The organism is Rhodococcus sp. 06-235-1A, assembly GCF_002258785.1.
In the GTDB taxonomy this organism is placed as follows: Bacteria; Actinomycetota; Actinomycetes; order Mycobacteriales; family Mycobacteriaceae; genus Rhodococcoides.
Genome location: NZ_NOYI01000013.1, coordinates 333,717 through 359,594, shown reverse-complemented (window position 1 = coordinate 359,594; position 25,878 = coordinate 333,717). Strand labels below are relative to the sequence as shown.

At 62.8% G+C, this 25,878-nt stretch carries 32 protein-coding genes; 12 read left to right on the top strand and 20 right to left on the bottom strand.

The annotated features are described in order from the left end of the window. Window positions 1-304 precede the first annotated feature (304 nt). Window positions 305-799, top strand: coding sequence for a DinB family protein (locus tag CH275_RS14770; RefSeq protein WP_256991031.1), 495 nt, complete (start codon window positions 305-307; stop codon window positions 797-799). 468 nt (window positions 800-1,267) lie between these two features. On the opposite strand, the gene CH275_RS14765 is transcribed toward CH275_RS14770, so the two are convergent. The 3 genes from CH275_RS14765 to CH275_RS14755 all read right to left on the bottom strand — a co-directional run bounded on the left by CH275_RS14765 (window position 1,268) and on the right by CH275_RS14755 (window position 2,875). Then, window positions 1,268-1,795, bottom strand: coding sequence for a DinB family protein (locus CH275_RS14765; protein WP_094679062.1), 528 nt, complete (start codon window positions 1,793-1,795; stop codon window positions 1,268-1,270). 76 nt (window positions 1,796-1,871) lie between these two features. Then, entirely contained in the window at window positions 1,872-2,237 is a 366-nt protein-coding gene (locus CH275_RS14760) for a MarR family transcriptional regulator (protein WP_094679061.1), read from the bottom strand. 125 nt (window positions 2,238-2,362) lie between these two features. Beyond that, entirely contained in the window at window positions 2,363-2,875 is a 513-nt protein-coding gene (locus CH275_RS14755; RefSeq protein ID WP_094679286.1) for an SRPBCC family protein, read from the bottom strand. A 106-nt stretch (window positions 2,876-2,981) separates the two neighbouring features. Here CH275_RS14755 and CH275_RS14750 point away from each other — a divergent pair, with 106 nt between their 5' ends. Continuing rightward, window positions 2,982-3,632 carry a TetR/AcrR family transcriptional regulator gene (locus tag CH275_RS14750; RefSeq protein ID WP_094679060.1) on the top strand — a complete coding sequence of 217 codons (651 nt, stop codon included), beginning with the start codon at window positions 2,982-2,984 and terminating at the stop codon, window positions 3,630-3,632. A gap of 131 nt (window positions 3,633-3,763) precedes the next feature. Here the strand turns inward: CH275_RS14750 and CH275_RS14745 are convergent, their stop codons facing one another. Beyond that, window positions 3,764-4,459, bottom strand: coding sequence for a hypothetical protein (locus CH275_RS14745; protein ID WP_094679059.1), 696 nt, complete (start codon window positions 4,457-4,459; stop codon window positions 3,764-3,766). A 63-nt stretch (window positions 4,460-4,522) separates the two neighbouring features. Between CH275_RS14745 and CH275_RS14740 the strand changes: the two genes are divergently transcribed. Continuing rightward, a complete protein-coding gene (locus tag CH275_RS14740) occupies window positions 4,523-4,948 on the top strand; it encodes a hypothetical protein (protein WP_094679058.1) in 426 nt (141 codons plus the stop codon). Between the two features lie 78 nt (window positions 4,949-5,026). Here the strand turns inward: CH275_RS14740 and CH275_RS14735 are convergent, their stop codons facing one another. Next, window positions 5,027-5,233 carry a sigma-70 family RNA polymerase sigma factor gene (locus tag CH275_RS14735; protein WP_094679057.1) on the bottom strand — a complete coding sequence of 69 codons (207 nt, stop codon included), beginning with the start codon at window positions 5,231-5,233 and terminating at the stop codon, window positions 5,027-5,029. A 48-nt stretch (window positions 5,234-5,281) separates the two neighbouring features. Here CH275_RS14735 and CH275_RS14730 point away from each other — a divergent pair, with 48 nt between their 5' ends. Next, a complete protein-coding gene (locus CH275_RS14730) occupies window positions 5,282-5,824 on the top strand; it encodes a hypothetical protein (RefSeq protein WP_094679056.1) in 543 nt (180 codons plus the stop codon). 65 nt (window positions 5,825-5,889) lie between these two features. On the opposite strand, the gene CH275_RS14725 is transcribed toward CH275_RS14730, so the two are convergent. The 3 genes from CH275_RS14725 to CH275_RS29490 form a co-directional block, all read right to left on the bottom strand. Beyond that, window positions 5,890-6,591, bottom strand: a complete 702-nt coding sequence (locus CH275_RS14725) for a hypothetical protein (RefSeq protein ID WP_143546778.1) — start codon at window positions 6,589-6,591, stop codon at window positions 5,890-5,892. Between the two features lie 153 nt (window positions 6,592-6,744). Continuing rightward, on the bottom strand, window positions 6,745-6,870 hold the full coding sequence (locus CH275_RS30010; protein WP_256991030.1) for a hypothetical protein: 126 nt from the start codon (window positions 6,868-6,870) through the stop codon (window positions 6,745-6,747). Between the two features lie 101 nt (window positions 6,871-6,971). Next, complete coding sequence (locus CH275_RS29490; RefSeq protein ID WP_179276139.1) at window positions 6,972-7,115, bottom strand: hypothetical protein; 144 nt, start codon at window positions 7,113-7,115, stop codon at window positions 6,972-6,974. 461 nt (window positions 7,116-7,576) lie between these two features. On the opposite strand from CH275_RS29490, the gene CH275_RS30395 reads away from it, so the two are divergent. Further along, window positions 7,577-7,888: a DUF4839 domain-containing protein gene (locus CH275_RS30395; protein WP_143546782.1), complete on the top strand. Its 312-nt coding sequence runs from the start codon at window positions 7,577-7,579 to the stop codon at window positions 7,886-7,888. Between the two features lie 165 nt (window positions 7,889-8,053). Here the strand turns inward: CH275_RS30395 and CH275_RS14720 are convergent, their stop codons facing one another. From CH275_RS14720 to cobC, 4 genes are all read right to left on the bottom strand, one after another. After that, a complete protein-coding gene (locus tag CH275_RS14720) occupies window positions 8,054-9,163 on the bottom strand; it encodes a bifunctional RNase H/acid phosphatase (RefSeq protein WP_094679054.1) in 1,110 nt (369 codons plus the stop codon). 5 nt (window positions 9,164-9,168) lie between these two features. Next, window positions 9,169-9,906 (bottom strand): zinc ribbon domain-containing protein, encoded by a 738-nt coding sequence (locus CH275_RS14715; RefSeq protein WP_057476052.1) that lies wholly within the window; start codon window positions 9,904-9,906, stop codon window positions 9,169-9,171. 125 nt (window positions 9,907-10,031) lie between these two features. Next, a complete protein-coding gene (locus CH275_RS14710; RefSeq protein WP_094679053.1) occupies window positions 10,032-11,153 on the bottom strand; it encodes a Nif3-like dinuclear metal center hexameric protein in 1,122 nt (373 codons plus the stop codon). Window positions 11,154-11,167: 14 nt separating this feature from the next. Beyond that, window positions 11,168-12,205: an Rv2231c family pyridoxal phosphate-dependent protein CobC gene (gene cobC / locus CH275_RS14705; RefSeq protein WP_094679052.1), complete on the bottom strand. Its 1,038-nt coding sequence runs from the start codon at window positions 12,203-12,205 to the stop codon at window positions 11,168-11,170. Window positions 12,206-12,261: 56 nt separating this feature from the next. Here cobC and CH275_RS14700 point away from each other — a divergent pair, with 56 nt between their 5' ends. Genes CH275_RS14700 through CH275_RS14690 form a run of 3 tightly spaced genes read left to right on the top strand, consistent with a single transcriptional unit; the run spans window position 12,262 to window position 14,381 of the window. After that, on the top strand, window positions 12,262-12,954 hold the full coding sequence (locus tag CH275_RS14700) for an HAD-IA family hydrolase (RefSeq protein WP_094679051.1): 693 nt from the start codon (window positions 12,262-12,264) through the stop codon (window positions 12,952-12,954). Next, complete coding sequence (locus CH275_RS14695; RefSeq protein WP_179276152.1) at window positions 12,951-13,424, top strand: low molecular weight protein-tyrosine-phosphatase; 474 nt, start codon at window positions 12,951-12,953, stop codon at window positions 13,422-13,424. The genes CH275_RS14700 and CH275_RS14695 overlap by 4 nt, the downstream gene beginning before the upstream one ends. 18 nt (window positions 13,425-13,442) lie before the next feature. Continuing rightward, complete coding sequence (locus CH275_RS14690) at window positions 13,443-14,381, top strand: SURF1 family cytochrome oxidase biogenesis protein (RefSeq protein WP_094679050.1); 939 nt, start codon at window positions 13,443-13,445, stop codon at window positions 14,379-14,381. On the opposite strand, the gene CH275_RS14685 is transcribed toward CH275_RS14690, so the two are convergent. The 3 genes from CH275_RS14685 to CH275_RS14680 all read right to left on the bottom strand — a co-directional run bounded on the left by CH275_RS14685 (window position 14,322) and on the right by CH275_RS14680 (window position 16,550). Beyond that, window positions 14,322-15,290: a cobalamin biosynthesis protein gene (locus tag CH275_RS14685; RefSeq protein WP_094679049.1), complete on the bottom strand. Its 969-nt coding sequence runs from the start codon at window positions 15,288-15,290 to the stop codon at window positions 14,322-14,324. The genes CH275_RS14690 and CH275_RS14685 overlap by 60 nt on opposite strands. A 46-nt stretch (window positions 15,291-15,336) precedes the next feature. Further along, window positions 15,337-15,462, bottom strand: coding sequence for a hypothetical protein (locus CH275_RS30005; RefSeq protein ID WP_256991029.1), 126 nt, complete (start codon window positions 15,460-15,462; stop codon window positions 15,337-15,339). 194 nt (window positions 15,463-15,656) lie between these two features. Further along, the gene (locus CH275_RS14680; RefSeq protein ID WP_094679048.1) at window positions 15,657-16,550 is read right to left on the bottom strand and encodes a LysR family transcriptional regulator; all 894 of its coding nucleotides are present in this window, start codon (window positions 16,548-16,550) and stop codon (window positions 15,657-15,659) included. A 112-nt stretch (window positions 16,551-16,662) separates the two neighbouring features. Here CH275_RS14680 and CH275_RS14675 point away from each other — a divergent pair, with 112 nt between their 5' ends. Further along, on the top strand, window positions 16,663-18,156 hold the full coding sequence (locus CH275_RS14675; RefSeq protein ID WP_094679047.1) for a CoA-acylating methylmalonate-semialdehyde dehydrogenase: 1,494 nt from the start codon (window positions 16,663-16,665) through the stop codon (window positions 18,154-18,156). A gap of 89 nt (window positions 18,157-18,245) precedes the next feature. Further along, window positions 18,246-19,412 carry an iron-containing alcohol dehydrogenase gene (locus tag CH275_RS14670; protein WP_094679046.1) on the top strand — a complete coding sequence of 389 codons (1,167 nt, stop codon included), beginning with the start codon at window positions 18,246-18,248 and terminating at the stop codon, window positions 19,410-19,412. Here CH275_RS14670 and CH275_RS14665 read toward each other — a convergent pair. Beyond that, window positions 19,409-20,818: an amino acid permease gene (locus CH275_RS14665; protein ID WP_094679045.1), complete on the bottom strand. Its 1,410-nt coding sequence runs from the start codon at window positions 20,816-20,818 to the stop codon at window positions 19,409-19,411. The genes CH275_RS14670 and CH275_RS14665 overlap by 4 nt on opposite strands. Window positions 20,819-20,922: 104 nt before the next feature. Between CH275_RS14665 and CH275_RS14660 the strand changes: the two genes are divergently transcribed. Together CH275_RS14660 and CH275_RS14655 are read left to right on the top strand one after the other, a co-directional pair. Next, window positions 20,923-21,864: an NAD(P)/FAD-dependent oxidoreductase gene (locus CH275_RS14660; RefSeq protein ID WP_094679044.1), complete on the top strand. Its 942-nt coding sequence runs from the start codon at window positions 20,923-20,925 to the stop codon at window positions 21,862-21,864. A gap of 44 nt (window positions 21,865-21,908) precedes the next feature. Further along, window positions 21,909-22,337: a hypothetical protein gene (locus CH275_RS14655; protein WP_094679043.1), complete on the top strand. Its 429-nt coding sequence runs from the start codon at window positions 21,909-21,911 to the stop codon at window positions 22,335-22,337. Here CH275_RS14655 and CH275_RS14650 read toward each other — a convergent pair. From CH275_RS14650 to CH275_RS14635, 4 genes are all read right to left on the bottom strand, one after another. Then, window positions 22,334-23,008 (bottom strand): nitroreductase, encoded by a 675-nt coding sequence (locus tag CH275_RS14650; RefSeq protein WP_094679042.1) that lies wholly within the window; start codon window positions 23,006-23,008, stop codon window positions 22,334-22,336. The two genes, CH275_RS14655 and CH275_RS14650, sit on opposite strands and share 4 nt — an antisense overlap. 97 nt (window positions 23,009-23,105) lie before the next feature. Then, window positions 23,106-23,993 carry a MetQ/NlpA family ABC transporter substrate-binding protein gene (locus CH275_RS14645; protein ID WP_094679041.1) on the bottom strand — a complete coding sequence of 296 codons (888 nt, stop codon included), beginning with the start codon at window positions 23,991-23,993 and terminating at the stop codon, window positions 23,106-23,108. 26 nt (window positions 23,994-24,019) lie between these two features. Then, entirely contained in the window at window positions 24,020-24,637 is a 618-nt protein-coding gene (locus CH275_RS14640) for a methionine ABC transporter permease (RefSeq protein WP_218828796.1), read from the bottom strand. Window positions 24,638-24,720: 83 nt separating this feature from the next. Continuing rightward, window positions 24,721-25,728, bottom strand: a complete 1,008-nt coding sequence (locus CH275_RS14635; protein WP_094679039.1) for a methionine ABC transporter ATP-binding protein — start codon at window positions 25,726-25,728, stop codon at window positions 24,721-24,723. Window positions 25,729-25,878: the final 150 nt, after the last annotated feature.

Below are 25,878 nucleotides of genomic sequence, written 5' to 3'. Positions count from 1 at the left end.
CCACTACGCCGGGGTGGTCACCGTCGTGAGGTTGCCGCTGAGCGCAGGGCCGGGAAATACGTTGCCGAACGCGTTGAAATTCACGAGTCCGCCGACGCCTCAGCGCGGTGTTCGACACTCGCCCGGCATCGTTAGCTGGAAGCGTCCACTGCGGCCAACCACATTGCGTTGCCAGCCCTCATCGTGCGGACGCAAACCGTGAGGACACGGCTTCCTCGAACCCAATGCCTTACCCGAAGAACATAAGCCGCAATCGCATGAGTTCCCTATCTGCCGGCAAGAACGGACGACGATGTACGACGACATGATTACCGCTGGAGATGATCGACAGATCATCGACGCCATGCTGGACCGCAACCGACGAGCCCTGATCGACACGGCCCGCGGCCTAGGCGAATCCGAAGCCCGCAGGCGTTTGGTCCCATCCCTCACGACACCTATCTCACTTATCAAGCACGCTGCTGCGGCAGAACGCATTTGGTTCCAAAGGCATTGGGCCGACCTCGACGAATCCGATTGCGACGGCTATGCACGACGCGATGCAGGAACCTTTTCCGTCGACGATCACGAGACCTTGGCCGACGTCATCGATGAGTTCGAGCGAGCCAGCACACGATCGCGCGACATCGCCTCCCGCTTCGATCTCGACGACACCATCGATCTGCCCATCGAAGGAACCATCAGCATGCGATGGACACTGCTGATGATGATTCAGGAGTTCGCCAGGCACGCAGGTCACGGTGACATCCTCCGTGAGCAGATAGATGCCGCCGGTACGGTCGAGACCATGCGGTCCTGACACCGCACCGACCCAAGCACCATGCATTCATGCGTATGGGCCGAAATGTCAAGGCGACCAAGCCATCCGCGTGGGTAGCCGCCCAGTCCCTGTGCAATCGGCTTTTGAAACCCACAGGCGGGGGCGATTCACAGATCGAACGACCGTCATAAGAGGTCGAGGTGGCGATTGTTGTTGCCGGGGGGGATCGAGAAAGACACCGCTGCAAGCCGATCGCCTGTCCCGATCCGGCCCAGGCGAAGGGAGTGCGATCGACTGTGATGTCCATGGCGAGTCCTTCGGATCTCTCGCCTGTCTCACACTGTTGCTGGAGTGTGACTTGTTTTGGGACAACGCCATTGTCGCGCGGCGCGTTCGATATCCAAGCACGTAGAGCATCGAAGGGTGTAGCCATCTCGGGGAACACGTGACCTCGGAAATGGTGACTGAAGCGCTACGCGAGCACGCCTACCTGTTCGAACAAGCGTCTCAGGAAGCCGAACACTGCAGTCTGAGTTGGCCGATCTCGGCTGCGTTTTTCATCAGCTCCGCGTTCAACCACGCCACGGTGTGAGCAACGGTGTTCTCCGAGCCTTCGCCCCACGGGTAAGACGACGGGGCATCCAGGTCGCCGTCAGCGTAGCTGGTCAAAATTTCGAGCCAGTCGAGCCGGAGATCGCGCAGCCATGCCAGAACTCCGTCGAGGTCACCAGGCCACACGATCTCAACTCGTTCACGCAGCCTTTTATCTTGAGCGTGGTCCAAGGCCACCGACCACCACCAGCCGATGTGCCATGTGAGCCACCCAATCGTCGGCACCGGGATCGGGTCGAGCTCCGCCTCGTCCCAGTCCGCAGTCCACTGTCGGTCTTCATCTATTCGTACGTTCCAGCACACTCGTGCTGGCTCCCACCGAAGCATCTCGGACGTCAGTTCCTCTAGATGTAGCTCGAAGAGCGCCCAGGTCAGATCGAACTGCCAGCGCAGAAGGTCCAGTCGAGTCGTAGCTACGGTCACAATTGCAGCAGCGTAGATTCATCATCCGATAAGGACGAGCCGATTTCGAAGGAGGCTATCTCAGGCCGATACCCGTTCACGCTGTGCGGGTGAAGGCGCGTCGGTGGCGGCGAGGGGAAAGCTGATAGCCCGAAGGCAGGCAGCGAGTGATGCCGTGTTCTTTGAGCGTTCGGATACGGCGCTTGAGCGCGTCCTTGTCGATCGGCAGCTCTTCGGCGAGCTGTGCAGCGGTCATTCCTGGTTGTTTGGCGAGTTCATACAGGGCGGGCTCCGCCCAGCAGACGCGGGCATCGAGTTTCTTCAACACGGTGCCGATTTCGTCGATCTCCGCCGCCGTGAGCAGCGTGTTTGCGGCAAGTGCCTCTCGGGGATCTGGACCTCGCATGAGGTCGGACTCGAATTCGGCTATGACCCCGAGCATTCCGATGAACAGTTTGCCCATCGGGTCTACCGGGTGACTTCGAGGCCGAGCTCGTCGAGCCGCGCGAATTTGGTCAGGTTGGGGCAATCGAAGGTCGCGTCAGGCACATCGATGTCCCCCGAATACTCCAGGCCGCAGGGGCCTGGTCAGCGCGCTTCGGCGAGGGTGACGAACTCATCAACGGCGGCCGGAATCTCCTTGCCGAAGATGCTCTTGAGGACGGGAAGCGAGATCAATGACAGCGGCCCCCGCGTCTCGAGACGCCAGGTGACGTCGTATCCACCGTGCTCGTTCGTTTCGATGGTGTGCTGCCAGTCGGTATGGGTGCCGGGCAGGCTCTCGAAGCGATCGGTATACCGTTCCTTCGGAGCCACCTCGATCACCTTGTACTCGATCGGATCCTGCCCTTCGACCTTGACGGTGCCGGTGGCGCCGGCCTCGAATGGGCCGTCGAGCTCGATGTACTCCAGCCCCTTGTCCCACTCGGGCCGGTGCTCGACGTCGGCCCACAGCTCCCAGATGACATCGCGGTCAGCGGTGGTGGACCTGGTCACTGTGACGACGTGGGTGTCCCGCAGCGAGCCGACCACGGCTAGCCCCACTATGAGGCCAACCGGCACGACCAATGCGATCGAAATGATCTTGCGACGTCGGGACACGAGCTTCTCCAATCGTTGTGGTGTCGTAGAGTTCAGGATCGATCCGAACACCCGTGTTGCACAAGTGTACGACACATACGTATCAACTTGGAGGAGGTACCTGCACGTGCGCACCGACAACCGAGAGGCCCTGCTGCGCGGGGCACGAACGTGCCTGAACCAGAAGGGATATGCGAGAACCCGGGCACGGGACGTCGCGGCGGCTGCCGGCGTCAGCACCTCGGCCATCGGGTACCACTTCGGCACCACGGACGTGCTACTCGTCTCCGCCTTGCTCGACGGCCTGGAGGAGTGGTCCGCTCAGTTGGACGCACTGTTGCAAGACGTCCCTCGTCATCCGATGCGGGCACGGATCGCGCACAGCTGGGCTCGCGCTGTCGAGTCGTTTGCCGGCTATCGAGGACTTCTCGCCGCATCCTTCGAGCTGATCGCCCGCGCCGATGACGATCCAGAAACTCAGCGCAAGCTGCGCGCGGCCATCATCGGAGCTCGCAGGGCGCTGGCACGGCAGCTCCTCGGGATCGACCCGACCGCAGACGCCGAGATCGCAGATCAGGCGGGCACCTTTTGCTACGCCTTGCTCAGCGGTCTCATCGTCCAATGGCTGGTCGACCCCGACGGCCTGCCCGACCCCGACGCCGTTGCCGCCACCATCCTCGACTCCTTCGACCCAGTGGTGGAAGCGTCAGACCACGGAGCAGCGGAAAATCTGGCTACGGACGATGGGTGTCGAGCTGACGTGGACGTTCGAGGATGACGCGAAAGACCCGAACGTGAGTTTGAATCTTGGGGATCTTGAGACTCTCACCCAGCAGGCGATCCCACGCGGTCCAGCATCCAAATGGCTGGATGCGTTCCGGGCGATGACTTCAGAAGGGTTGGCGGGAGTCACTGTTCAGTTGGACTCTTCCGGCAAAACCTCGCGTTTCGAGCCGGTGTCGTACTAGTTCCATTACCGCCAAGGGCCTCGATGTCGGCCTTGAATGCCTTGACTGCGTCAGCTTTCGCGTCGGCGACCGCGCTGTTCGACTCGTCCGAGGACGAAGCAGTCTTCAGCGCGTTGTGTGCCTTCTCGAACGCGGCCTTCGATTTGTCGAGGCCGAGGAGCTGCAACTGCGCCAGGATGACCTCGCGTCGTGCGGCATTGACGGCCATCGTGTCCGGGGGTTGAGCTTCGCGGGTGAGTTTTGTGATCGTGAAGGGTGGGGCGTTCTTCTGCAGAAGATGTCCCTCCTCTAGAGCGGCCAGTGCTTCTCCCAGCAATTCGAGAGTTTCAGCTCGACGGTTTTTTCGATTTTCCGCTCCAAGTTGCGTCTTCAAATTTTCGCCGATTCGATACTGGGCGTAGAAAACGCCCAGAAACGCAATTAGCGCGCCGACCACGGCGAAGAAGCCCGTGACGAGTGTTGCGGTGGGTTGAGTTATGTCCAAAATTCCGCTCTCCACCGTCGGCGTCAGCCGCTCAAGTAGGTCAGGTGGGATCGTCACCTGCGGCTCGACCACGACGGTAGGAACCGGAACGATCGACGGTTCCTGTGACAAGTTCGCCCCGACCATGACGGCTGCCCACAGCTCAATGCTCACTGCAGCAATCTAGTCTCGCGCGGCACCACGCGCGACATCGGCGCGTCTGAAACAATCTGCGTTATGAATCCGTGGGGCTACGTTCTGGCCGCAGTAATCGGGGCACTGGTGGTGCTCTACACCAATCGCTCGAAGCCACACGAAACGCTCAAGACGATGGTCGAGATACACAAAGACATGCCGACTAGCCCGGAGAAAGAGAGGCTGGCTTTGGTGATCCAGGCTGAAGTTGACCGCCTTACGCGACCTCGGAAGCCGCAATTTTGGCAGCGGAGCTATTGGTCCGAACCCACAGTCGAGGTCGAAGAAGCCGAACTTCGCAACGCGGACGACGTTGTCGATTTCATACTCAAACACGACACGGTCCTCAATGCCGAGTTGGTCTCCGCTGAAAGGGCGAACCAGCTCCTAACGCGAGCTGCGGTGGTCTTGGCTGCCCTCGTAGTGTTGGCCCAACTGTTGGTACTTGCTTCTAGCATTTTCAGCTAAAGGGCGATTCCGGGATGTACTAGATCCCCTGCCACGAGGTCAGACCGACTTGTACAGAAGACGGCATACCCGACCGCGTCAGCCCTCGGCGGGAACGATTCGTTCGAGGATCGTCGTCGCCTCGGGCGTCAGCTGACCGCCTTTGCGTCCGCTGGACCCGGTGAGTAGGCCGCGCTTACGCGCCTGCCACAAATGACCCTTCACGGTCGTCAGCGACTTTCCCAGCTCGTCTGCGAGCTGCTGGACGGGCTTGTCCTGCCCGATGTTCACACGATGGACGTACACGCTGGCGAGCAGAGCCGGTTTTGCCTTGGAGCATGGTCTAGTAGACCAATGGAATTGGAAGTCGCTATCGGATTGATCGGTGCACTCAGCGGGCTCATTGGTGCAGCCGTAGGCGGTGGCGTGACCTTGTTCGCCAACAACCAGACGAACACGGATGCGGAAGCTCAACGGGTTAAGGATCGAGCGCAGTACATAGCGGATCGACAGTTCGACGCGCATGTCAATTTCCTGAACGCGGCCAACGAAGTTCACGACGATATGCGCCAACTGTGGGACGACATAGTGGGACAACACAACTCAATCGCGGCCTCGCACGCTAAGTACCTCGAGTCCTGGCGCGTGTACTTCACAAGAACGGCAGCGCCGAGATTGACCGGACCCGCAGAACTGGATCCATCTGCTGCTGCACTCCGAGAAGCGATCTTCGCGTACGCGCAGAAAATGGACGAGTGGATGCGTGATCTTTCCAAACCCGCCAGTGCCCAGACGGCGACTGCCGACTGGGAACTGCAGCTAAACGTTCTAGTCGAGTCGCTGACCGAGGCGAAGAATGCGTATATCAAAAAGGGGCTAGTGCTGCTGTGGGCCTAATTCGTGGCGTTCGGTGCACAACGGTTGTCAGTGAACAAATTGGTACCGAGCTTGTGAGAGCGAGCCTAGATTCGCTCCCAACCGGTTTCAGTTTGGTGGAACTCCGCCTCTATCCCCGGGTGGCCGAAGGGAACAGTGACGAAAGGCGCTTCTTTGCTCTGCGTCACGGTCTTTGTAATCCGTTTGCCATCGACTAGAAAATCGAGTTCGAGATACCATGACAATGCTTGCGAACCGACGCTGGCGTACACGTCGAACGACTGCGAGCGCGACGGTTCGATCTGGTATTGGAGTGGAATCGGCTCTGACGGCTCGAAGGGAGCCCTATAGGGGAAACATAGTAGTTCCCCGTCTTCGAGGTTGATCTCAAGCCGATCCGAATCGATCGGCCCTCCCGATGGGTGGACAACCGCTACACCGCGCAAGTCACCCAGGACCGTCGTAATCGCGTGGCCACCGACAAGCATGACGTTGTGGTCTCCGACGCATTGGATTACGAGCTGAAAAGCTGTCATGTGGAGTGGTACGCCGCCGTTGGCATTAACCCAGCGGCGGTAGGGGATTCCATAGGCGTCGCGTGGGCCGCTGGCGTACAGGCCGTATTCAAGGTCGGATGGGTGTGACACACCGGGGAAGAAGTAGTTCGCGAGTCGCCCGTAGGGAGGATCGCCAATTAGCTCTACCGACACTCGTGATGCCCGAAGACTCTTTCCAAGTACCTTGTCGGCTATGGGTCCGAGTATGGACGCTGCCAAGTCTCCGAGCATTCAGGGCCACCTTCGCTTATGGAGACTCACCGCAGTTCAGTCTGTCCGAATCTGCCGTGCGAATCTCCGTCGAATTAGAGCGGAACTCCGGGACCTCGACTTGGTTCTTCAAGAACCTTGTCGAGACCCCGGAGGCCAAGCTTCGAGTCGGGGTTACTTCTTGCGAGACTCGACAACCGTCGTCTTCGGATGCGAGGCAGCGTACTTCGGCGAGACGTATTTGCCCGTTATAGCGCTGCGAGCACTGCCCTTGGAGCTGCTGGATTTGCCTTTGGCCATGATTCACCTCCTGACCGTGCCTAATCGCTGAGTCAGATCACCAATACCTCGGGGCCAGCCGGGAGGCTGCCTAAACAGCCTCCCGGCCTAACCCCGCAGCCTTACGGCTTGAAGGTGGTGGTGCGGGTCGTCGTGGTGACCTTCACCGGGACGCTCGTAGTCCTGGTTCCGCTGCTGGTCTTGATACGAACCGGCATACGGACGGTCTTGGTGCCACGGGAAACCCGTGTGGAACGAGAGCTCATTAGAGCCCTCCATATCTGAAGCGATCCAGGAACGGCCAACGCCTCCCCTCGGGCGAGGGGCTGACGTATCAGGTGTACCGTCAAAACTGCATTCCCCAATGCGTTCAGACGGACCCCCGACTTCGGCCTACCCCCGCGAGTCGGGGGCCTTCGTCGTTTCGAGATCAAACACTACACCTAGTGTCCGACATCTCCCTAGAACACGAGATGTTGCGAACAACATGCTTGGTATTCGCTGGTCACGGCCGCGTCGGGACTAGCTGACACACATCCCCTAACGTGACACAGGTCTCACCGGTCTGGCGCTTCCAAACGAAACGGCTGGAGCGCATTGTTGTAAAACTGTGCAGTTGATTATGCGATCGGCACCATCGCCGCCGCGGCATTCGGGGCGGTGCAGTACACGGTGGATCTCGCGCGGATCGTCCGCGCTACGGACACGTCTGACCAATTAGTCGCCTATTCGCTGGTCAGTACGCGGGCCAGAGCATCCAGTTCGATGGTCACATTTTGCGGCGATAGACAACCACGAAGATTACGAAACTCGCTACGACATTTTGATCGGTGCCAGGGATTGCGACGAAAGTGACGGCGGTGGGCCGAATTTGCAGTTTCGGGACGTAAATATCGTGTCTGACCTAGGGCTCACCGGCCCTGGCATCCCGGACACGTTGAGTGTCCCCGACTCTCTACGAGTCACCGCGATCGTGGAGGAATTCGAGGTGAGGACCTGTCTTCTACTACTCGATCCCGTCTCTACTGAGGTCCGATAGTCAATCGCGAGGTCTCGGACTGTGACACCGTGGCAGATCGCCGCTGCAACAAACACACGTCTGTAGAACATTGCGTGCCTTCGCGTGACGCACTAGTGGAACGGGCCGAAGTTACACAAGCTCCACGTAGTCGTTGAAGCCGAGTCCCGCATACCAGCGGAGCGATCAGGCCAGTCCAGCCAAGTGCGAGGTGTCGTTCACCAATCGCACCGATGCCCCACCGTCGGGGTAGAACTCCGCGATGCTCAGTGACGCCAGATCGAGGTGCAGTCGATACAGCAGCGACGGTCCGACGTCGAGAGCAAGTTGCAGCAGCATCTTGATCGGGGTCACGTGGGTCACCACCAATAGGGTTTTCCCGGCGTACTCGGCGAGCAACTGATCGCGGGTCGCTTCGATGCGTACGCGCACCGCGTCGAAGCTCTCCCCGTTCGGCGGTGCGACGGAGGTATCGCCTCGCCATGCCCGATGGACCTCGGGGTGACGTTCCATGGCCTCGGTGAACGTCAGCCCTTCCCAGTCTCCGAAATCGGTCTCGATGAGTCCGTCCACGGTGGTGACGGGCAGTCCCAGGCGGTCGGCGGTCGCCGCAGCAGTCTGTTGGGCGCGCGCGAGCGGCGAGGCCACGATGGCGTCGATGTCTGTCCGTGCACCGAGAACCGTTGCGGCAGAATCTGCTTGGCGTTGTCCCAGTTCCGTCAAGTCAGGATTGCCGCGGCCGGAGTATCGTCGGTCGACCGACATGGGGGTCTGCCCGTGACGCAACAGCAGCAGGCGCGTCGGCTCCCCCATCGCACCGGTCCACCCGGGCGACTCGGCCTTCTTCGCGACCGGCTCGGCGTCGGGTCGTTCCGACAGGTCCACACCCTCGGCCGCTGCGTCCATCGCCTCGTTGGCCAGCCCATCGGCGTGCGAGTTCTGGGCGCGCGGAATCCACTCGTAGGTGACGGAATCGAAGCCGCGAGCCAGTTCGGCGGCTTTGCGCTGAAGCGGAATCATGTCCGGGTGTTTCACTTTCCAGCGTCCGGACATCTGTTCGACGACGAGCTTCGAGTCCATGCGCACGGCAACCTCACGGGCCCCGATATCGCGTGCCGCAGTCAGTGCAGCGATCAGGCCGTTGTACTCGGCCACGTTGTTGGTCGCCACTCCCAACGACGCCCGACGCTCGGCGAGCACCTGCGAGCGATCGGCGCTGAACACCACTGCGCCGTATCCAGCGGGCCCGGGGTTTCCGCGCGATCCACCGTCGGCCTCGGCAACGACCCTCGACACCTGGCTCAAATTCCGGATTCCTTGGTGCGCACCAGGATTGCGTTGCACTCGGAGCAGCGAATCAGAGCGTCCGCGGGCTTGTTGGCAATGCTGGCGATCTCGTTGCGGTCGAGCTCGATTCGGCATGCCCCACAACGGCGAGCCTGCAGCAACGCCGCACCGCGACCGGTCAGGGCTCGCTGCTTCTCGTAGAGCGCAAGCAGATCCGCGGGCAGTCCCGAGACCAACGATTCGCGGCGCTCGGCGCTGCGCTTCTCGGCAACATCGAGATCTGCGACGGCGTCGTCGCGGCGGCGGCCGGCGTCGACGAGCTCGTCCTCGATCTGGGTGAGCTGCGCACCGGCGTGCTCGTAGTCACGTTCGCTGGCCTCACGCTGCTCCATGACCTCGAGCAGTTCCTCCTCCAGGATGCCCTGGCGACGCTCGAGGCTGCCGAGCTCGTGCTGCAACTCCGTCATCTGCTTCGGCGCGATGGTGCCGCTCTCGAGCATCTTCTTGTCGCGAGCCTCGCGTTGACGAACCGCGTCGACCTCGCCTTCGAGTTTCCGGATGTCCCGATCGAGGTCGTCCATCGAGATCTGCACCGTCACCGCGGCGTCCTTACGGGTGGTGCGCTCGGTCTCGAGCTTGTCCACCTCCTGCTGCTCGGGCAGGCTCTTGCGGCGGTGGGCGATCTGCGAGAGTTCGGTATCCACACCGGCCAATTCGAGCAGCGAGGCCTGGACTTTGGGATCGACGTTCACGCTTGATGACTCCTGCGACTATGGAAGTTGGTAAGAGATCACCCTACCGGCTACCCGAAACCGAGATAGCCGGATACAGGCCATCAAGGTCGTTTCTGTAGGCTCCACTCCTGCCCAGCCACGGGTCAGATGGTCCACGGGTCGGTGCGCACGTCGGTGACCCGGCTGCTCCAGCCGTCCGTGTCACCGAACGCGGCGTCGACGATGCTGCGTGCCTGTTCGCACCACGGGAACTCCGAGGCCCAGTGCGCGGTGTCGATCACCGCGGGGCCGCCTGCGCGCAAGTGCTCGTCGACCGGGTGGTGCCGCAGATCCGAAGTGACGTACACATCGGCGTCGGTTCGCGCGACTGCAGACAGGAACGAATCGCCTGCTCCCCCACACATCGCAACCACCGAGACCGTGGCCTCGGGATTTCCTGCAGCGCGTACTCCCCACGTCGTCGCAGGTAACGCCTCGCGGACGACGTCGGTGAACTCGGCCAGTGTCATCGGACTCGGCAGCTTCCCGATGCGCCCCAGGCCGGTGCACGACGGTAAGGCCGCGGACTCGAAGACATCGAACGCGGGCTCCTCGTACGGGTGTGCCCGACGCATCGCCGAAAGTACCTGAGCACGTGATCCTTTGGGGGCAACAACTTCGATGCGATCCTCCGCCTCGGTGTGCACCTCGCCGAGAACACCGAGCGTCGGATGTGCGTTCGGACCTGGACGGAATTGGCCGAGACCCGCACTCTGCCAACTGGCTTCGCTGTAGTCGCCGATCTGTCCGGCTCCGGCGTCGAACAGGGCCTGTCGTACCGAGGCCGAGTCGGAGGTCGGTACGAAGACCACCCACTTGTCGTGCGCGGGAGCAGGAATGGGGTCGAGTGGCCGGGTGTCGATCACCCCGAGCGCGGACGCGAGTGCGTCGGAGACGCCGGGATCGGCGGAGTCCGCATTGGTGTGGGCGGTGAACAGTGCGCAGTCGGCCTTGATCAGGCGGTGGATCACCGAGCCCTTCGCGGTGTCTGCCGCGACGGTGTCGACGCCTTTGAGCAGCAATGGGTGGTGGGCCACGATCAGATCGGCACCCCAGGCGATGGCGTCGTCGACCACTGCATCGGTGACGTCGACGGTGTAGACAACCTGCTGCACAACAGCTTTGGGATCTCCACACACCAGGCCCACCGAGTCCCAGCTCTCGGCCAGGCGTGGTGGGTACGCGTCGTCGAGTACATCGATGACATCGGCCAGTGTCACTGCCATGTTCGCTGCTCTCCTCACAGAACGGTCTTCAACGCGTCAACCAGTATGTCGACCTGCTGCGAGTCCCGTACCGCGACGCGCAGGTAGTGACGGTCGAGCCCCGGGAACGTGTCACCGCGGCGGACCGCAATACCCATCGTGCGCAGGCGTTCTCGAACCAGATCGGCACCCTCGATGCGCACCAGCAGAAACGGTGCCCGGGCCGAGCCGGATATCTCCAGACCGAGTGCATCCAGTCGGCCGATCATCGCAGATCGTTCGCGGTCGATGCGCTCGGATTCGGCACGTGCTTGATCGACGGCAAACGGTTCGGTGCAGGCGCGGATCGCTTCGATCTGCAGACTCCCCAGCGGCCAGTGCGCGCGGCCGTGCTGCATCCTCGCGAGAACGTCAGGGTGCCCCAGCGCGTATCCGCACCGCAACCCCGCCAACGCCCATGTCTTTGTCAGGCTCCGCAGAACCAGCACGTCCTCCAGGCTCTGCGACGCGGCCGACTCTCCCGCTCCGATCACTGCGTCGGCGAAGGCCTCGTCGATCACCAGAGTGCGGCCGGGCCGACGCAGGCTCAGGACCGTCTGGCATGGGTGCAGTACCGACGTCGGGTTGGTCGGGTTGCCGATGATCACCATGTCGGCGGTATCGGGCACGAGCGTCGGATCGAGTTCGAAGGGCGGCGGCAGGAGCACTCGGTTCACCGGAATGCCCGCCTGCTCCAGCACCCAATCGGGCTCGGTGAAGGACGGATGAATCGTTGCCGCGAGGCGTGGCTCCAAACGCGGAAGCATCGAGAAACCCTCTGCCCCACCGCTGAGCAGCAGAACTTCGTTCGGTGAGCGGCCGTGGTGTGCGGCGACCTGCTCGCGTGCGGCGTACTCGGCCGCAGCGTTCGGGTACGAGCCCAGTGAACTCAGTGCTGCGGACAGCCGATCGCGAAGCCATGTCGGCGGACCGTCGCCCCGTACGTTGACGGCGAAGTCGACGAATCCGGAATCGACCTCCACGTCTCCGTGGTGACGAAGGAGCGCGTTTGGTTCGCCAGTTGTATCGGACATCGCGACGAGCGTAGCCGCCGCCGTCGTCGAGCAATCCGCACCGATAGGCTCCGATCATGTCTGCCGTTCCCCCCGCGTCCGTTGTCCTGTTCGATCTCGATGGGACGTTGACCGATTCCGCACCGGGAATTCATGCCGGCTTTCGCCATGCGCTGGCTTCGGTGGATGCCCCGGAACCGACCGAAGAGCAGCTGTCGCTGGTCGTCGGACCACCGCTGATCGACACGTTGCGCGGGCTCGGCCTGGACGAGGATGCAGCGCAGCGAGCACTGGCGGCGTACTTCCAGCGCTACGACGAGCGGGGCTGGGCCGAGAACACCGCGTTCGACGGCATCGAGTCGGTGTTGACGCGATTGCAGGATCGCGGAATTCGCCTCGGTGTGGCGACATCCAAGTCGGAGCGCTTCGCCGTTCGGATTCTCGACCACTTCGGTCTGTCTCGGTACTTCGAGTTCATCGGAGGTGCGAGCAACGACGGCACCCGCCGGGCGAAGTCCGATGTCATCGCGCATTCGCTGACCAACCTCGGCATCGAGCCGGTCGAATCCGCGGACGGCGGCACTGCAGGAGTGATCATGATCGGTGATCGAGATCATGACGTCCACGGTGCCGGTCGATTCGGCATTCCGACCGTCTACGTCGAATGGGGGTACGGCATCGACGGCGAGAGCGACGACGCCGCGTTCACGGCGTCCAGCATGGACGAGTTGGCTGCGGTGCTCGAACAGAACACGGCGGCAGCGAAGTGAGCGAGCCACTGCACGTGACGTTCGTCTGCACCGGAAACATCTGCCGATCGCCGATGGCCGAGAAGGTCTTCGCGGCGCATCTGCGCGATGCCGGTCTCGCCGATGCCGTGCGGGTGTCGAGTGCTGGAACCGGCGGCTGGCATGTGGGCGACGGTGCCGATCCCCGCACCGTCGCCGAGCTCGTTGCCCACGGTTACGACGGTGAGCACGAGGCAGCGCAGGTGGGACCTGATCACCTGGCGGCCGATCTGATCGTCGCGCTCGACTCCGGTCATGCGAAGGCGCTGCTGCAGCTCGGTGCGCCGGCCGAGCGGGTAGCACTATTGCGGTCGTTCGATCCCGATGCCGACGATTCGTCGGTTGCCGATCCGTACTATTCGTCCGATTCCGCGTTCACCGAGGTGCGCGAGCAGATCGAAAGTGCCGTCCCCGGACTGTTGGACTGGGCACGGTCCCGGCTTCCCGGCTGATCCGGCTACCGTGGTGGGGTGGAGAAGTTAGGGTTCTTGCTGCGTCCGAAGTGGTTGGTGCTGGCTGCCGTCGCGCTGGCCTTCGCATTTCTGTGCTTCAGCGTGCTCGCTCCGTGGCAGCTGGGTAAGAACACGTCGACCTCTGCACGCAACGACCTGATCACCCGGTCGGTCGACGCAGATCCGGTGCCGATCTCGGACATCCTCACCGCCAATGGCTTTCCGGCCGACGACGAATGGCGACGAGTCATCGCCACCGGGTCCTATCTCGCCGATTCCGAGGCCCTGGTGCGGCTGCGGAGCATCCGTGAGCAGCCCGCGTACGAGGTCATCACCCCGTTCGTGATCGACGACGGGCCCACCGTGCTGGTCAATCGTGGGTACGTACTGCCTGTGGAGGGCACCAGACCACCCGAGTTCGCGCCGGCACCCACCGGCCAGGTCACGCTCAACGCACGGGTGCGCCAGGCCGAGGGCACCTCACGGGAGCCGATCGAGGAAGACGGACATCTGCAGGTCTACAACATCAACCCGGAACAGATCGGCGCGGCGGTCGGCGTCGATGCGATCGACGGGTACCTGCAGCTCGACGACGATCAGCCGGGCGGACTGGGCCTGATCGAATTGCCCCAGACCGATGCAGGGCCGTACCTCTCCTACGGCCTGCAGTGGCTGGCGTTCGGGATCATGGCACCGCTGGGTCTGGCGTACTTCGTTCGCGCCGAGATCAGGGAACGACGCGCATCTCGCACCGAACTCGCCGACGCCATGTCCGGCGAGCCGGAACCGATGCCCGACGATCAGTCCCTCCCGAACGTCCAACCCGGTTCCGAGCAGGAAGAGGAGGAGTTCACTCTTCCCACGCGACGCGAGAAGCGGGCCAGAGCGCGGGCTGCGTCACGCCCGACGGTGCCGTCGGACCCTCGCCTGGCCGATCGCTACGGCAAGAATCGCTGACGCGAGCGCCGTCAGTTCCTGCACCCGAGTCGAGAGCGTGACCGCACGACGTAAGTCGCGCGCCGTGGGCGAGGGCCCGTCGCCCAGGGTCGGCCGGTTCTCGACGCCATGTCGGTACTGCGTTCTGCCTCCGAGCCGCAGGCCCAGCGCGCCTGCGGCCGAGGCCTCGGCAACTCCTGCATTCGGGCTGGGGTGCTTCGACGCATCGCGACGCCACATGTGTGCTGCCCCAACGGCAGAGCCGTGCACCAGAGGTGCCGTCAGGACCGTCGCCAGCCCGGTCACCCGGGCGGGCACCAGGTTCATCACGTCGTCTATTCGCGCTGCGGCCCAACCGAAGCGCAGATATTTGGGAGACCGGTACCCGACCATTGCGTCGAGCGTGTTGCTCGCGCGGTAGGCCAGAATTCCCGGCACCCCTGCCAACGCTCCCCACACCAGAACGCCCACGGCGGCGTCGGACGTGTTCTCCGCGATGGATTCGAGTGCGGCGCGCGCCAGTCCGTCGGAGTCGAGTGATTCCGGATCGCGCCCACACAGCGACGGCAGCAGTGTGCGTGCAGCCATCAGGTCGTCGCTGTCGAGCCGATCAGCCATCTGCCCACCCACCCTGGACAGCGACGTTCCCCCCAGAGCGGCCCAGGTGGCGGCGGCGACCAGAGCAGTGTCGGCAGGTGCGCCCAGCCGAGTGGCCACGTGGCTCGACCCGATTCCAAGAGCGGCCACCGAGCCGATCAGCGTCACAGCATGGAAGACGCCGAAGACTTTGCTGTCACGGTAGGAAACTCGTTCGACGTGCAGTGCTGTCGTACCGAAGCCGGCGACCGGATGCCAGCGCCGAGGGTCTGCGAACAATCGATCGAGGCCGTAGCCGATCAGTAAGCCGATCGCTCGGGGGTGTGTCCACATCCCTCGAATCTTGCCAACTGCGTATCCGGTGCCGAAACCCGGTGTGTCAGGCCCAGCGGTGGCGGTACGCGCTTGCCAGTTGTCGGTTGCGGAAGTCGATGTCGCTTCCGTCGTTGAGCAGCGCGATTGCCATTCCTACGAAGCCGACGGCTGCCATTACGAACATTGTCATGATTCCCCCAGAATCTGGTGCGGATCCGCAGTGCGGACTTGGCTGTACACGATTGTTACCCGCCAGTAGGCCAATTCCTACTCGTTTGAGGCCCCCGTCACGTGTGTCGGTCGTCACGAGACGACGGTCTCATCCGAACGTCCAAAATCGAACGGCCACCGGCCATCTCGCGCTGTGCACTTCTCCCGTAGTTACTACGGCACAGGAAAGAGATGCTGCTCGTCGGTCACCACCGAACGAAGGAATTCGTCGACGGCCTTCACCCGCGCCAGACCGGTCAGCTCTCGCGGTACCACCGTCCAATACGTCCTCTTGACCGAGACGAGGCCGGGCAACACCGACATGAGGGCGTCGTCTGGCTCGCCGATGTAGCTGGGCAACGGCGCAATTCCCACACCGGATCTCGCCGCGATCCACTGTCCGGTGATGTTGTTGGTCTGAATCTGCGCACGACCCTCCGGCACGATCGCGTCGAGTATTCGCAGCGGCGCGACATCGAGTAGAGCATCGACGTACGAGATCAGCGTGTGGCCCCGGAGATCGTCGACGGTACGGATCGGCGACATGGCGGCGAGATACGTTGCGGTGGCGTAGAGCTCGAGTGAGTACGTCGCCAGCCTGCGGGTCTCCACGAATCTCGGCGACGGTCGTTCCAACGTGATCGCTATGTCGAATTCCCTGGTGGCCAACGAGTTGTGCTCGGTGGCGGTGACCAATTCGATGTCGAGATCGGGGTGTTTGTCTCTGAGCACGCCGAGTTTCGGTGTCAGGACGAATGCCCCGAATCCGTCCGGGGCCGCGATACGAACTGTGCCGCGCAGCGATCCGGTGTCGGACGTCTGATCCTCGAACGCCGCGATCAGCGTCGACTCCACGGTTTCGGCGTATCCGACGAGTCGACGCCCCGCCTCGGTCAGTCGCCAACCCGCCGGGGTTCTGTCGAAAAGTCGTTGCCCGGCCGACTTTTCGAGCGCTGTTATGCGGCGGCCGACGGTGGTGTGGTCCACACCGAGCGTCCGAGACGCGTCGGTCAACCGTCCCGTTCTCGACACTTCGAGGAAGTAGCGGAGGTGGTCTGGATTGAACACTCGCCCAGCCTATCCCCCTGTGCATTTCTGCACGGCAATCTGCGAAATTGGCCTTTGACATGTGCATCGGTACCAGTGAGACTCGAGACACACCGATGGAAGGAACAGAACGTTGACCGACGTCATTGCGCACTGGATCGATGGCAAGACCTACTCCGGCAAGTCCGACCGGACTTCCCCCGTCACCAACCCCGCAACCGGCGAGGTCACGGGCACGCTTGCCCTGGCAGACACCGGCGATGCACGCGCGGTCATCGACGCCGCCGCAGCCGCATTCCCGGCGTGGCGCGACACCTCTCTCGCCAAACGAACCTCCATCCTGTTCTCCTTCAGAGAGCTGTTGAACGCCAAGAAGAACGAGCTCGCCGAGATCATCACCGCCGAGCACGGCAAGGTTCTCTCCGACGCCCTCGGTGAGATCTCGCGCGGCCAAGAAGTTGTCGAATTCGCGTGCGGCATGGCGCATCTGCTCAAGGGTGGATACACCGAGAACGCGTCGACCGGCGTCGACGTCTACTCCATCCGTCAGCCACTCGGACCCGTCGGCATCATCTCCCCCTTCAACTTTCCCGCCATGGTCCCGATGTGGTTCTTCCCCATCGCCATCGCGGCCGGTAACACCGTGGTCCTCAAGCCGTCCGAGAAGGATCCGAGCGCCAGCATCTGGCTGGCAAAGCTGTGGGCCGAAGCCGGCCTGCCCGACGGCGTCTTCAACGTCCTGCAGGGCGACAAGGTGGCCGTCGACGAACTCCTCGAGAACAAGAAGATCAAATCGATCTCCTTCGTCGGCTCCACCCCCATCGCGCAGTACGTGTACTCCACCGGCACCGCCCACGGAAAGCGCGTCCAAGCCCTCGGCGGTGCCAAGAACCACGCTGTCGTCCTCCCCGATGCAGATCTCGACCTCGCCGCCGACGCCATGGTCAACGCCGGCTTCGGCTCCGCAGGCGAACGATGCATGGCCATCTCCGCCCTCGTGGCCGTGGGAAACATCGCCGACGAACTCGTGGCCAAGATCGCCGAACGCACCACGCCGCTGGTCACCGGCGACGGCACCCGCGGCGCAGACATGGGACCACTCGTCACCAAGGCACACCGAGACAAGGTCGCCTCCTACGTCGATGCAGGCGAAGCCGCCGGAGCCACCCTCGTCGTCGACGGACGCACCGTACATCCCGACGGTGCCGACAACGGATTCTGGCTCGGCCCCACCCTGATCGACAACGTCACCCCCGAGATGAGCGTCTACACCGACGAGATCTTCGGACCGGTTCTCTCGGTCGTCCGCGTCGACACCTACGACGACGCGCTGCAGCTGATCAACGACAATCCCTACGGCAACGGCACCGCCATCTTCACCAACGACGGCGGCGCGGCACGACGCTTCCAGAACGAGGTGGAGGTCGGCATGGTCGGCATCAACGTGCCGATCCCGGTTCCCATGGCCTACTACAGCTTCGGTGGTTGGAAGAACTCCCTCTTCGGCGACAGCCACGCCCACGGCACCGAAGGAGTGCACTTCTTCACCCGAGGAAAGGCCGTCACCAGCCGCTGGCTCGACCCCAGCCACGGCGGCATCAACCTCGGATTCCCCGAAAACAGCTGAGCCCCGAAAAAGAGCTAACGCATGTGCACGGAACTTCGTAGCAGGTTACGAAGTTCCGCGCACATGGTCACCCCGCGAAGGAGCACACCATGGTTGCCAATATTTCGTTTCCTCGGTTCCTCAAGCTGGGCGGCGGCGCAGTCGACGAGCTGGGGACGGTACTGACCGACCTGAATGTCTCGCGCCCGCTGCTCGTCACCGATGCATTCATGGCCGGAAACGGATCGGCGGATCGCTTGATGAAGATCATGACCGACGCCGGAAAGACACCCGCGCTGTTCTCGGGCACAGTGCCGGATCCGACCACCGATTCGTTGGTCGCCGGTCTCGATGCGGTGCAGCAGCATTCGGCCGATTCGATCATCGGGTTCGGTGGGGGAAGTCCCATGGACACCGCCAAGGCGCTGGCCATTCTCGCGGTGCAGGGCGGCACGATGCGGGACTTCAAGGCTCCTGTGCTGTCGACCGGACCGGCCCTGCCGATCATCGCCATTCCCACCACGGCCGGAAGTGGTTCGGAGGCAACCCAGTTCACCATCATCACCGATGTCGCCTCTGACGAGAAAATGCTGTGCCCCGGCCTGTCCTTTCTCCCGATCGCATCGATCATCGACTTCGAGTTGACGATGTCGATGCCCGCACGTCTGACGGCCGATACCGGGGTCGACGCACTGACGCATGCCATCGAGGCGTACGTCAGCAAGAAGGCCAACCCCATCTCCAACGGTTTGGCGCTCAGTGCGATTCGCACGATCGGGACGTCGCTGCTGCGGGCGTACCGGGACGGCGACGACCGGCAGGCGCGTGAGGCGATGATGCATGCCTCGACGCAGGCCGGCATGGCATTCTCCAACGCGAGTGTCTGTCTGGTGCACGGGATGAGTCGTCCCATCGGTGCGCATTTCCATGTGGCACACGGGCTGTCCAACGCGATGCTGCTGCCTGCCGTCACCGCATTCTCGATCGCCGGGGCACAGGCCCGCTACGCCGATTGCGCTCGTGCGCTCGGAGCGGCGTCGGAAGGCGATTCGGATCAGGTTGCCGGTGGCAAGTTGCAGGACGCGATCGTCACACTGTGCCGTGAGGTCGAGGTTCCGACGCCGGAGACGTTCGGTATCGACAAGGCGAAGTGGGAAGACCTGTTGCCGTTGATGGCCGAGCAGGCTCTCGCCTCGGGTAGCCCCGGCAACAATCCGGTTGTGCCCACTGCCGAGCAGATCGTCGACCTGTACCGGCAGGTGTACGCCGGGATCTAGGCCGAGTCACCGGGCACGCGGGCGGCCACAGTGTCGCGCCGCGTGTTTCGGCGTTGAACGAGGACTCCACCGATCACCGTCACTGCTGCAAGCACGGCCGACAGCAGGATCGAAGAACGCTGCTCCGGCCGCACCACCATCATCACCAGGACGAAGACGATGAATCCGATGGCCAGGTAAGTAAGCCACGGGTACAGCCACATCAGGACGGCGGGGCGTTCGCCGTCGCGGTCCAGTTGACGTCGCAGAACAAGTTGACTGCTGGCGATGGCGAGGTAGACGAACAGCGCCACGGCACCGGTGGTTGCCAGCAGGTAGGTGAAGAGCTTCTCGGGCAGGATGTAGTTGCCGACGACGGCGAGGAAGCCGAGCACCATCGATGCGATCACGGCGATCCACGGCACTCCGTTGGACGTGATCTTCTTGACGGCCTTGGGTGCGTCACCTCGATCACCGAGCGAATACAGCATGCGCGACGCCGTATAGAGCGCTGAATTCAGGCACGACGCGACGGCCGTGAGAATGACGATGTCCATGATGGTCTCCGCGTGCGGGATTCCCATTTTGGACAGCACGTACTGGTACGAGCCGGTTGCTGGATCCAGTTCGTTCCAGGGCACCAACGCAACGATGATGAAGATCGACCCGAAGTAGAAGATCGAGATTCGCCAGATCACCGAGTTCGTCGCGCGGGTGATTCCCTTGGCGGGGTCCTTCGATTCGGCCGCGGCGATGGTGACGATTTCCGATCCCATGAACGAGAACATCGTCGTCAGCATGGCCGCGATCACTGCTCCGAAGCCGAGCGGCATGAAGCCGCCCGAGGCCCAAAGCTGGTCCACGCCGCTGACTTCCGAGTCCGGCAACCACCCCAGAATGGCTGCGATGCCGAGGGCGATGAAGGCGATGATGGCCACCACTTTCACCAGCGCGAACCAGAACTCGAATTCACCGTAGTTGCCGACGCTGATCAGGTTGGTGGCGGTGAGCGCGACGACGATGATCAGAGCCCACATCCATTGCGCACCGCCCAGCCAGTTGGTCAGAATGGCGGCTGCGGCTGTCGCCTCGACCGGGATCACCAATACCCAGAACCACCAGTACAGCCAGCCGACGGAAAAGCCGGCCCAATGTCCCAGTGCGCGTGTGGCATACGTGGAGAACGAACCGGTGTCGGGGTTGGCGGTGGCCATTTCCCCGAGCATGCGCATCACCAGGATCACCAGGAGTCCGGCGAAGAAATAGGCCAACAGCACCGCAGGTCCTGCGGTTGCGATGGCGTTGGCGGAGCCGACGAACAATCCGGCACCGATCACTCCGGCGATCGAAATCATCGTCACGTGCCGAGGCTTGAGGCTGGTGCCGAGTCCTTGCTCGCCGGTTTCCGGCTTGTCCGTTATTGACATCCCTGTAGTCCAACACAGACTGGGCGTGGTCGCAGTGAGTGACCGAAATGTCCAGACGACCGATGGTACAGAGATTTTCGAGCGAATCCCGGCATACTGGACCGATGAACTCCGAAGCGGGCTCCTCGACCGGTCCGGTCACCATTGTCGGTGCAGGTATTGCCGGCGCGGCTTGTGCCCGGGTTCTCCACGACGCAGCCGTGCCGTTTCGCATCGTCGACAGAGGACGCGCCCCCGGCGGACGAATGTCCTCCCCCGAACTTCACGGACGACGCGTCGATCTGGGTGCCGGCTACTTCACCGTCCGGGATCAGGATTTCTCGACGGTGGTAGCCGACTGGGAGTCGAGGGGCCTGGCGCGCCAGTGGGCCAATACGTTCGGCATTCTCAAGCCCGAGACGGTTCCGTGCACCACCACCGGCCCGGTTCGGTGGGCCACCCCGAACGGGCTTCGTTCTCTGGTACGAGACTTGCTGGGAGACTTCCACATCGAAGGATCCTCCGAGTTGACCGACCTTCCCGACGGCCATGTCGTGGTGGCAATGCCCGATCCGCAGGCGACGCGACTGACCGCAGTACCCGACGCCGTCGAATACGAACCGGTCATTGCGGTGGCGTGCGGATTCGACGGGTTGGATGTCCCGTTCCGCGACGCTGCCTTCGTCAACGATCATCCCGATATCGCGTTCGTCGTCGACGACGGTGCTCGACGCGGCGATGGCGCTCCGGTTCTCGTCGTGCACACCACGTCCGAGCGGGCGCAGCAGCACCTCGACGATCCCGACGGCGCGATCGCCCCGGTTCTCGACGCATTGCGCGAACTATCGGTCGTCACTACAGCACCCAGTTGGACGCACGCCCATCGATGGACGTTCGCAAAGCCTGCGTCGCAGCACGATTCCACGTGTGCGCTCGAGCAGCACGACGGAAGACTCGTCGGGTTCGCCGGCGATCAATGGTGTGCATCCGGAGCACCCAGAGTGGAAAGCGCATGGCGTTCGGGCACGGACGTCGGTACCGAGTTGGTTCGTCGTCTTCAGGGCTGACGTTTCCCCTGCGTCCACCTACGACGCCAATTAACATCTCCCCCGTGCTGTCCGTGAAGTCGTACCCACGCGAATACATCGATGCCTGCCGTGCGCGGTTGGATTCGCAGCTGGCCGCCTACCGTGCGGTCGCATCGAAGCGAACGACGACCACCGACGTGGACAAGGCACTCGACGTCGCCTTCTTCAACAATCTCGTGCTGACGCTCGAGTTGTATTTTTTGCACCGCATGCGTGGGCAGGAGAAGAAGAACGGCAATCCGCTCAACGAGGTCCGGGTGCTGGCCGCATCGATGACGGCAGCCGAAGACGTCATGACCAGCGATCCGACGATCAATCTCGACCCGAAGAAGAGCATTCTCGGGTATGCCGTGGGCGACACCATCGCGCTCGACGAGAAGCGTTTCGTCGCGTTGGCCGACGCGTACTTCGCCGAGATCGAGACGAAGTTCGGGCCGCAGCTCGCTCCCTAGCTGCTGACGAATGTCACCGTCTCGTCCAGAGGCGCTCGGCTGGTACGGAATCCGTTGATCGGGTGGCTCTCGTCGGGATAGCCGAAGGAGATGCCGGCCACCACGCGCCTGGTATCCGGGATGTCGAACCACTCGTGCAGAAACGGTGAGTACGCGGCCAATGCTGCCTGCGCGATGGCTCCGAGACCGAGACTCTGGGCGGCAAGCAGGAACGTCTGCAGATACAACCCGCAGTCGACGGCACCGTAGACGCCCAGATCGGCGTCGGTGGTGATGATGGCGGCATGTGGGGCGTCGAACAATTCGTAATTGCGAATGAACTGACGCGTCGTCGCCTCGGTGTCGGACTTCACCACGCCGATGCTCTCGTAGAGTGCGCCACCGCATTCGCGTCGTCTGGCACGGTGCAGGGCGTTGTAGTTCGCCGGGAACGGGAAGTCCGGTTGCGGCGCCCCGGACGCCACGTGCTCCACCAAGGCCTCGGAGAACTTCCGGGTGGCATCACCTTCGGTCACGATGATCTGCCACGACTGGGTGTTGGACCAGGAGGGAGTTCGCTGGGCAGCGGTGAGTAGCTGTTCGAGTACCTCGCGCGAGACCTGCTTCGGCAGGAATTGCCGGCACGAATATCTCTCGTCGAGTAGTTCTGTCAGCGCGTCGTACCGGGTCACGTCGTCCGCCTCGTGTCAGTGCTGTCGGGTGCGGATCGAAGGTAACACCACGGCTGTGCCCGACGGTCAGCTGCTGGACCGCCGGGCGCGGCACGATCTACTGGAGAGGAAGCAGGATGTCCTTCACGCGCGGGTCGGTGGCCAGGAATTCCTGCACCGCAGGATCCTTGAACGCGGCAACGAGATTCTTGATGTTGTCCGTGTCCGCCCACCGGCTACCGATGGTGAGCTGACCGGCGAACTCGTCCGGTGCCGGCGGCGCGAAGATCTGCTTCTCGACGGGGATGCCGGCCGCGAGGTAATACTCGGTGTAGCCCACAGCTGCGTCGAGATCCGGGAGTGCCCGCGACTGCGCGGCGAAATCGAGCAGCGTGAACTTCAGGTTCTTCGGGTTACCGACGATGTCCTTCTGCGTGGCCGTCGACTTGTCGACAGCAGGATCGAGCGTGATCAGCCCCGCTCGCTCGAGCACCCACAGGCCTTGGGCCTCGTTGGCCGGGTCGGAGTAGAGCGATACCGTTGCGCCGTCCGGCAATTGAGCTGGGTCCGAGTACTTGTCGGACCACAAGCCGAATCCCCACCGAAACACCGGGGTTGCGGCCTCCTCCTGGAAGTCCGGGTTGGATTCGAGTACCTGGCCGAGCCACAGCTTGTGCTGGTAGACGGTAGCGGCCACCTCACCTTCGCTGACTGCACGGTTGATGGTGTTGCTGTCTGCGAGTCCGCGGAATGCAACCGTGATGCCGTACTTGGGGGCAACCTGCTCTGCGACGAATTCGACGAGCGCCTGCTCGGACGCGTTGCCCTCTGCCGTGGCGACAACGAGTGTGGCACCCTCGGTCTCGTTGGCCGATGCCGTGTCGCCGAAGAACGCGATGCGCACGATCACGGCGAGTGCGATCAGCAAGACGACTGCGGCGATGATCCAGGGCGCTTTCCGACGGTTCTTCAGCTCGAAGCCGTGCGCTTCGGTGGACGTTGTCATGATGGATGGAACCTTTCGAATGTGGTTCAGGCAGTGCGCACAGCGCGCTGATGAGGTGTGGTGAAGCGAACGAGGGCATCGCCGACGAGCTGTACGACGGCGACGGTGAGAATCAGGATGACGATCGTGGCGATCATGACGGTGTGATCGAATCGTTGATATCCGTATGTGACTGCGACGTAACCGATTCCGCCTGCGCCGATGGTTCCGGCGATGGCGGAGTATTCGATCATGGCGATGATGTTGATGGTCAGCCCACCGATGATCGACGGCACCGCCTCGGACAACTGCGTGGTGGTGACCTGCAGCGTGGAACCGCCGGATGCCCGAGCAACGTCGACAACCGACGTCGGAACCGAGCGCAGAGAGTTCTCGACGATGCGAGTGAAGAATGCGATGCCCGCCAACGACATCGGGACCACTGCCGCTGCGATACCGATGTTGGTTCCGGTGATCCACCGGGTCACCGGAACCAGCGCGGCCATCAGAATCAGGAACGGCAACGATCGTCCGATGCTGACGAGCCAGCTCACCGGCGTGTGCAACACCGGGTTCTCGAACAGTCCGCCAGGGCCGAGGTTGAACAGCACCGCTCCGAGCGGCACACCCACGAGCACCACGATGAACATCACGATCCCGACCATCGTGAGGGTGTCCCCCAACGCGGGCAACAGCAGAGCCGGCAGTTCGTCGACCGGAACCTTGTTGCCTGCCGCGAGCACCGCGATCACGACGCGACCTCCAGGATCGGCTGCTCGGTATTCGCAGATCCGGACAAACCGAGAGCCGTGAGCGCGCCGGGGACGCGTCCACTCAGGTGGGCCCCGATGCCGATCGACGCGCTGCCGACCGCCACTCCGGCCACAACCTGCACGGAGGCTCCCAACAGCGCGACCGGTGCGCCCAAATCCTGGCCCAGTCGCCCGATCCAGTCCTGCGGAACGTCGGGCGAATCGTAGGTCACGTTCCATTGCACGTCGCCGGCTGCAGCCTGTGCGTCGTCACGCCTGGGGCGCAGCTCGTGGCCGAGCGCCGACGTGTGGTCGGTCAGCAGATCGACCAGCTTCCCGGATTCGACGATGCGGCCGTGATCGAGCCTGGCCACCGAATCCGCGGCTCGCAGAACGGTATCCATCTCGTGGGTGATGAACACGATGGCGAGGTCGAGGTCCCGACGCAGTTCGCGCAACAACTGGACCACCGATTCGGTGGTCTGCGGATCCAGGCCGGAGGTTGCCTCGTCGGAGAGCAACACCGACGGCCGCAGCGCCAATGCTCGCGCAATTCCCACTCGTTGACGCTGCCCGCCCGAGAGCTGAAACGGATAGCGAGCTGCTTTGTCGGACAGACCTACTCGGTCGAGAAGCTCTCCCACACGCCTGGCCGTCTCGGCTTTCGTGGCCCCCAGAAAGTCCAGTGGCAATGCGACGTTCTCCGCCACGGTTCGGCGCGAGAGCAGACTCGACGACTGAAAAACGGTGCCGATGCGTCGGCGCGCGACCCGAAGCTGCTTGGCGTTCAACTGCGCGAGATCGTCCCCGTTGACGATCACCGAGCCCGAGGTGGGACGCGTCAAGAGGTTGATGCATTGGGCCAGCGTGCTTTTGCCGGCACCACTGGGACCGACGACGGCCAGGATCTCGCCGGACTGCACCGTGAAATCCAGCCGGTCGAGGACGACGGTCGTGTTCTCCCCCGTCCCGTACGTCTTGGTCAATTGCGCTATTTCGATCATGCTCCGACGCTTCTTTCGCTGATGTGACGGCGCAACACTGAGGTATCGAAGCGCTGCTGACCAGCTATCGACTCATCACGATCCGAACTGTTCCCACCGGCCTGGGTCGTCGGTAGCGTCGCACCGCTGTCGATATCGAAGACAGGTCAC

Coding starts and splice junctions, on each gene's coding strand:
- CH275_RS14700 (WP_094679051.1), top strand. CDS start 12,262: ATGTCTGCCGTTCCCCCCGCGTCCGTTGTCCTGTTCGATCTCGATGGG.
- CH275_RS14665 (WP_094679045.1), bottom strand. CDS start 20,818: ATGTCAATAACGGACAAGCCGGAAACCGGCGAGCAAGGACTCGGCACC.
- CH275_RS29490 (WP_179276139.1), bottom strand. CDS start 7,115: ATGAGCTCTCGTTCCACACGGGTTTCCCGTGGCACCAAGACCGTCCGT.
- CH275_RS14635 (WP_094679039.1), bottom strand. CDS start 25,728: ATGATCGAAATAGCGCAATTGACCAAGACGTACGGGACGGGGGAGAAC.
- CH275_RS14760 (WP_094679061.1), bottom strand. CDS start 2,237: ATGGGCAAACTGTTCATCGGAATGCTCGGGGTCATAGCCGAATTCGAG.
- CH275_RS14730 (WP_094679056.1), top strand. CDS start 5,282: ATGGAATTGGAAGTCGCTATCGGATTGATCGGTGCACTCAGCGGGCTC.
- CH275_RS14640 (WP_218828796.1), bottom strand. CDS start 24,637: ATGGTCGGGATCGTGATGTTCATCGTGGTGCTCGTGGGTGTGCCGCTC.
- CH275_RS14725 (WP_143546778.1), bottom strand. CDS start 6,591: ATGCTCGGAGACTTGGCAGCGTCCATACTCGGACCCATAGCCGACAAG.
- CH275_RS14670 (WP_094679046.1), top strand. CDS start 18,246: ATGGTTGCCAATATTTCGTTTCCTCGGTTCCTCAAGCTGGGCGGCGGC.
- cobC (WP_094679052.1), bottom strand. CDS start 12,205: ATGTCCGATACAACTGGCGAACCAAACGCGCTCCTTCGTCACCACGGA.
- CH275_RS14770 (WP_256991031.1), top strand. CDS start 305: ATGATTACCGCTGGAGATGATCGACAGATCATCGACGCCATGCTGGAC.
- CH275_RS14710 (WP_094679053.1), bottom strand. CDS start 11,153: ATGGCAGTGACACTGGCCGATGTCATCGATGTACTCGACGACGCGTAC.
- CH275_RS30010 (WP_256991030.1), bottom strand. CDS start 6,870: ATGGCCAAAGGCAAATCCAGCAGCTCCAAGGGCAGTGCTCGCAGCGCT.
- CH275_RS14660 (WP_094679044.1), top strand. CDS start 20,923: ATGAACTCCGAAGCGGGCTCCTCGACCGGTCCGGTCACCATTGTCGGT.
- CH275_RS14740 (WP_094679058.1), top strand. CDS start 4,523: ATGAATCCGTGGGGCTACGTTCTGGCCGCAGTAATCGGGGCACTGGTG.
- CH275_RS14645 (WP_094679041.1), bottom strand. CDS start 23,993: ATGACAACGTCCACCGAAGCGCACGGCTTCGAGCTGAAGAACCGTCGG.
- CH275_RS30005 (WP_256991029.1), bottom strand. CDS start 15,462: ATGACAATGTTCGTAATGGCAGCCGTCGGCTTCGTAGGAATGGCAATC.
- CH275_RS14685 (WP_094679049.1), bottom strand. CDS start 15,290: ATGTGGACACACCCCCGAGCGATCGGCTTACTGATCGGCTACGGCCTC.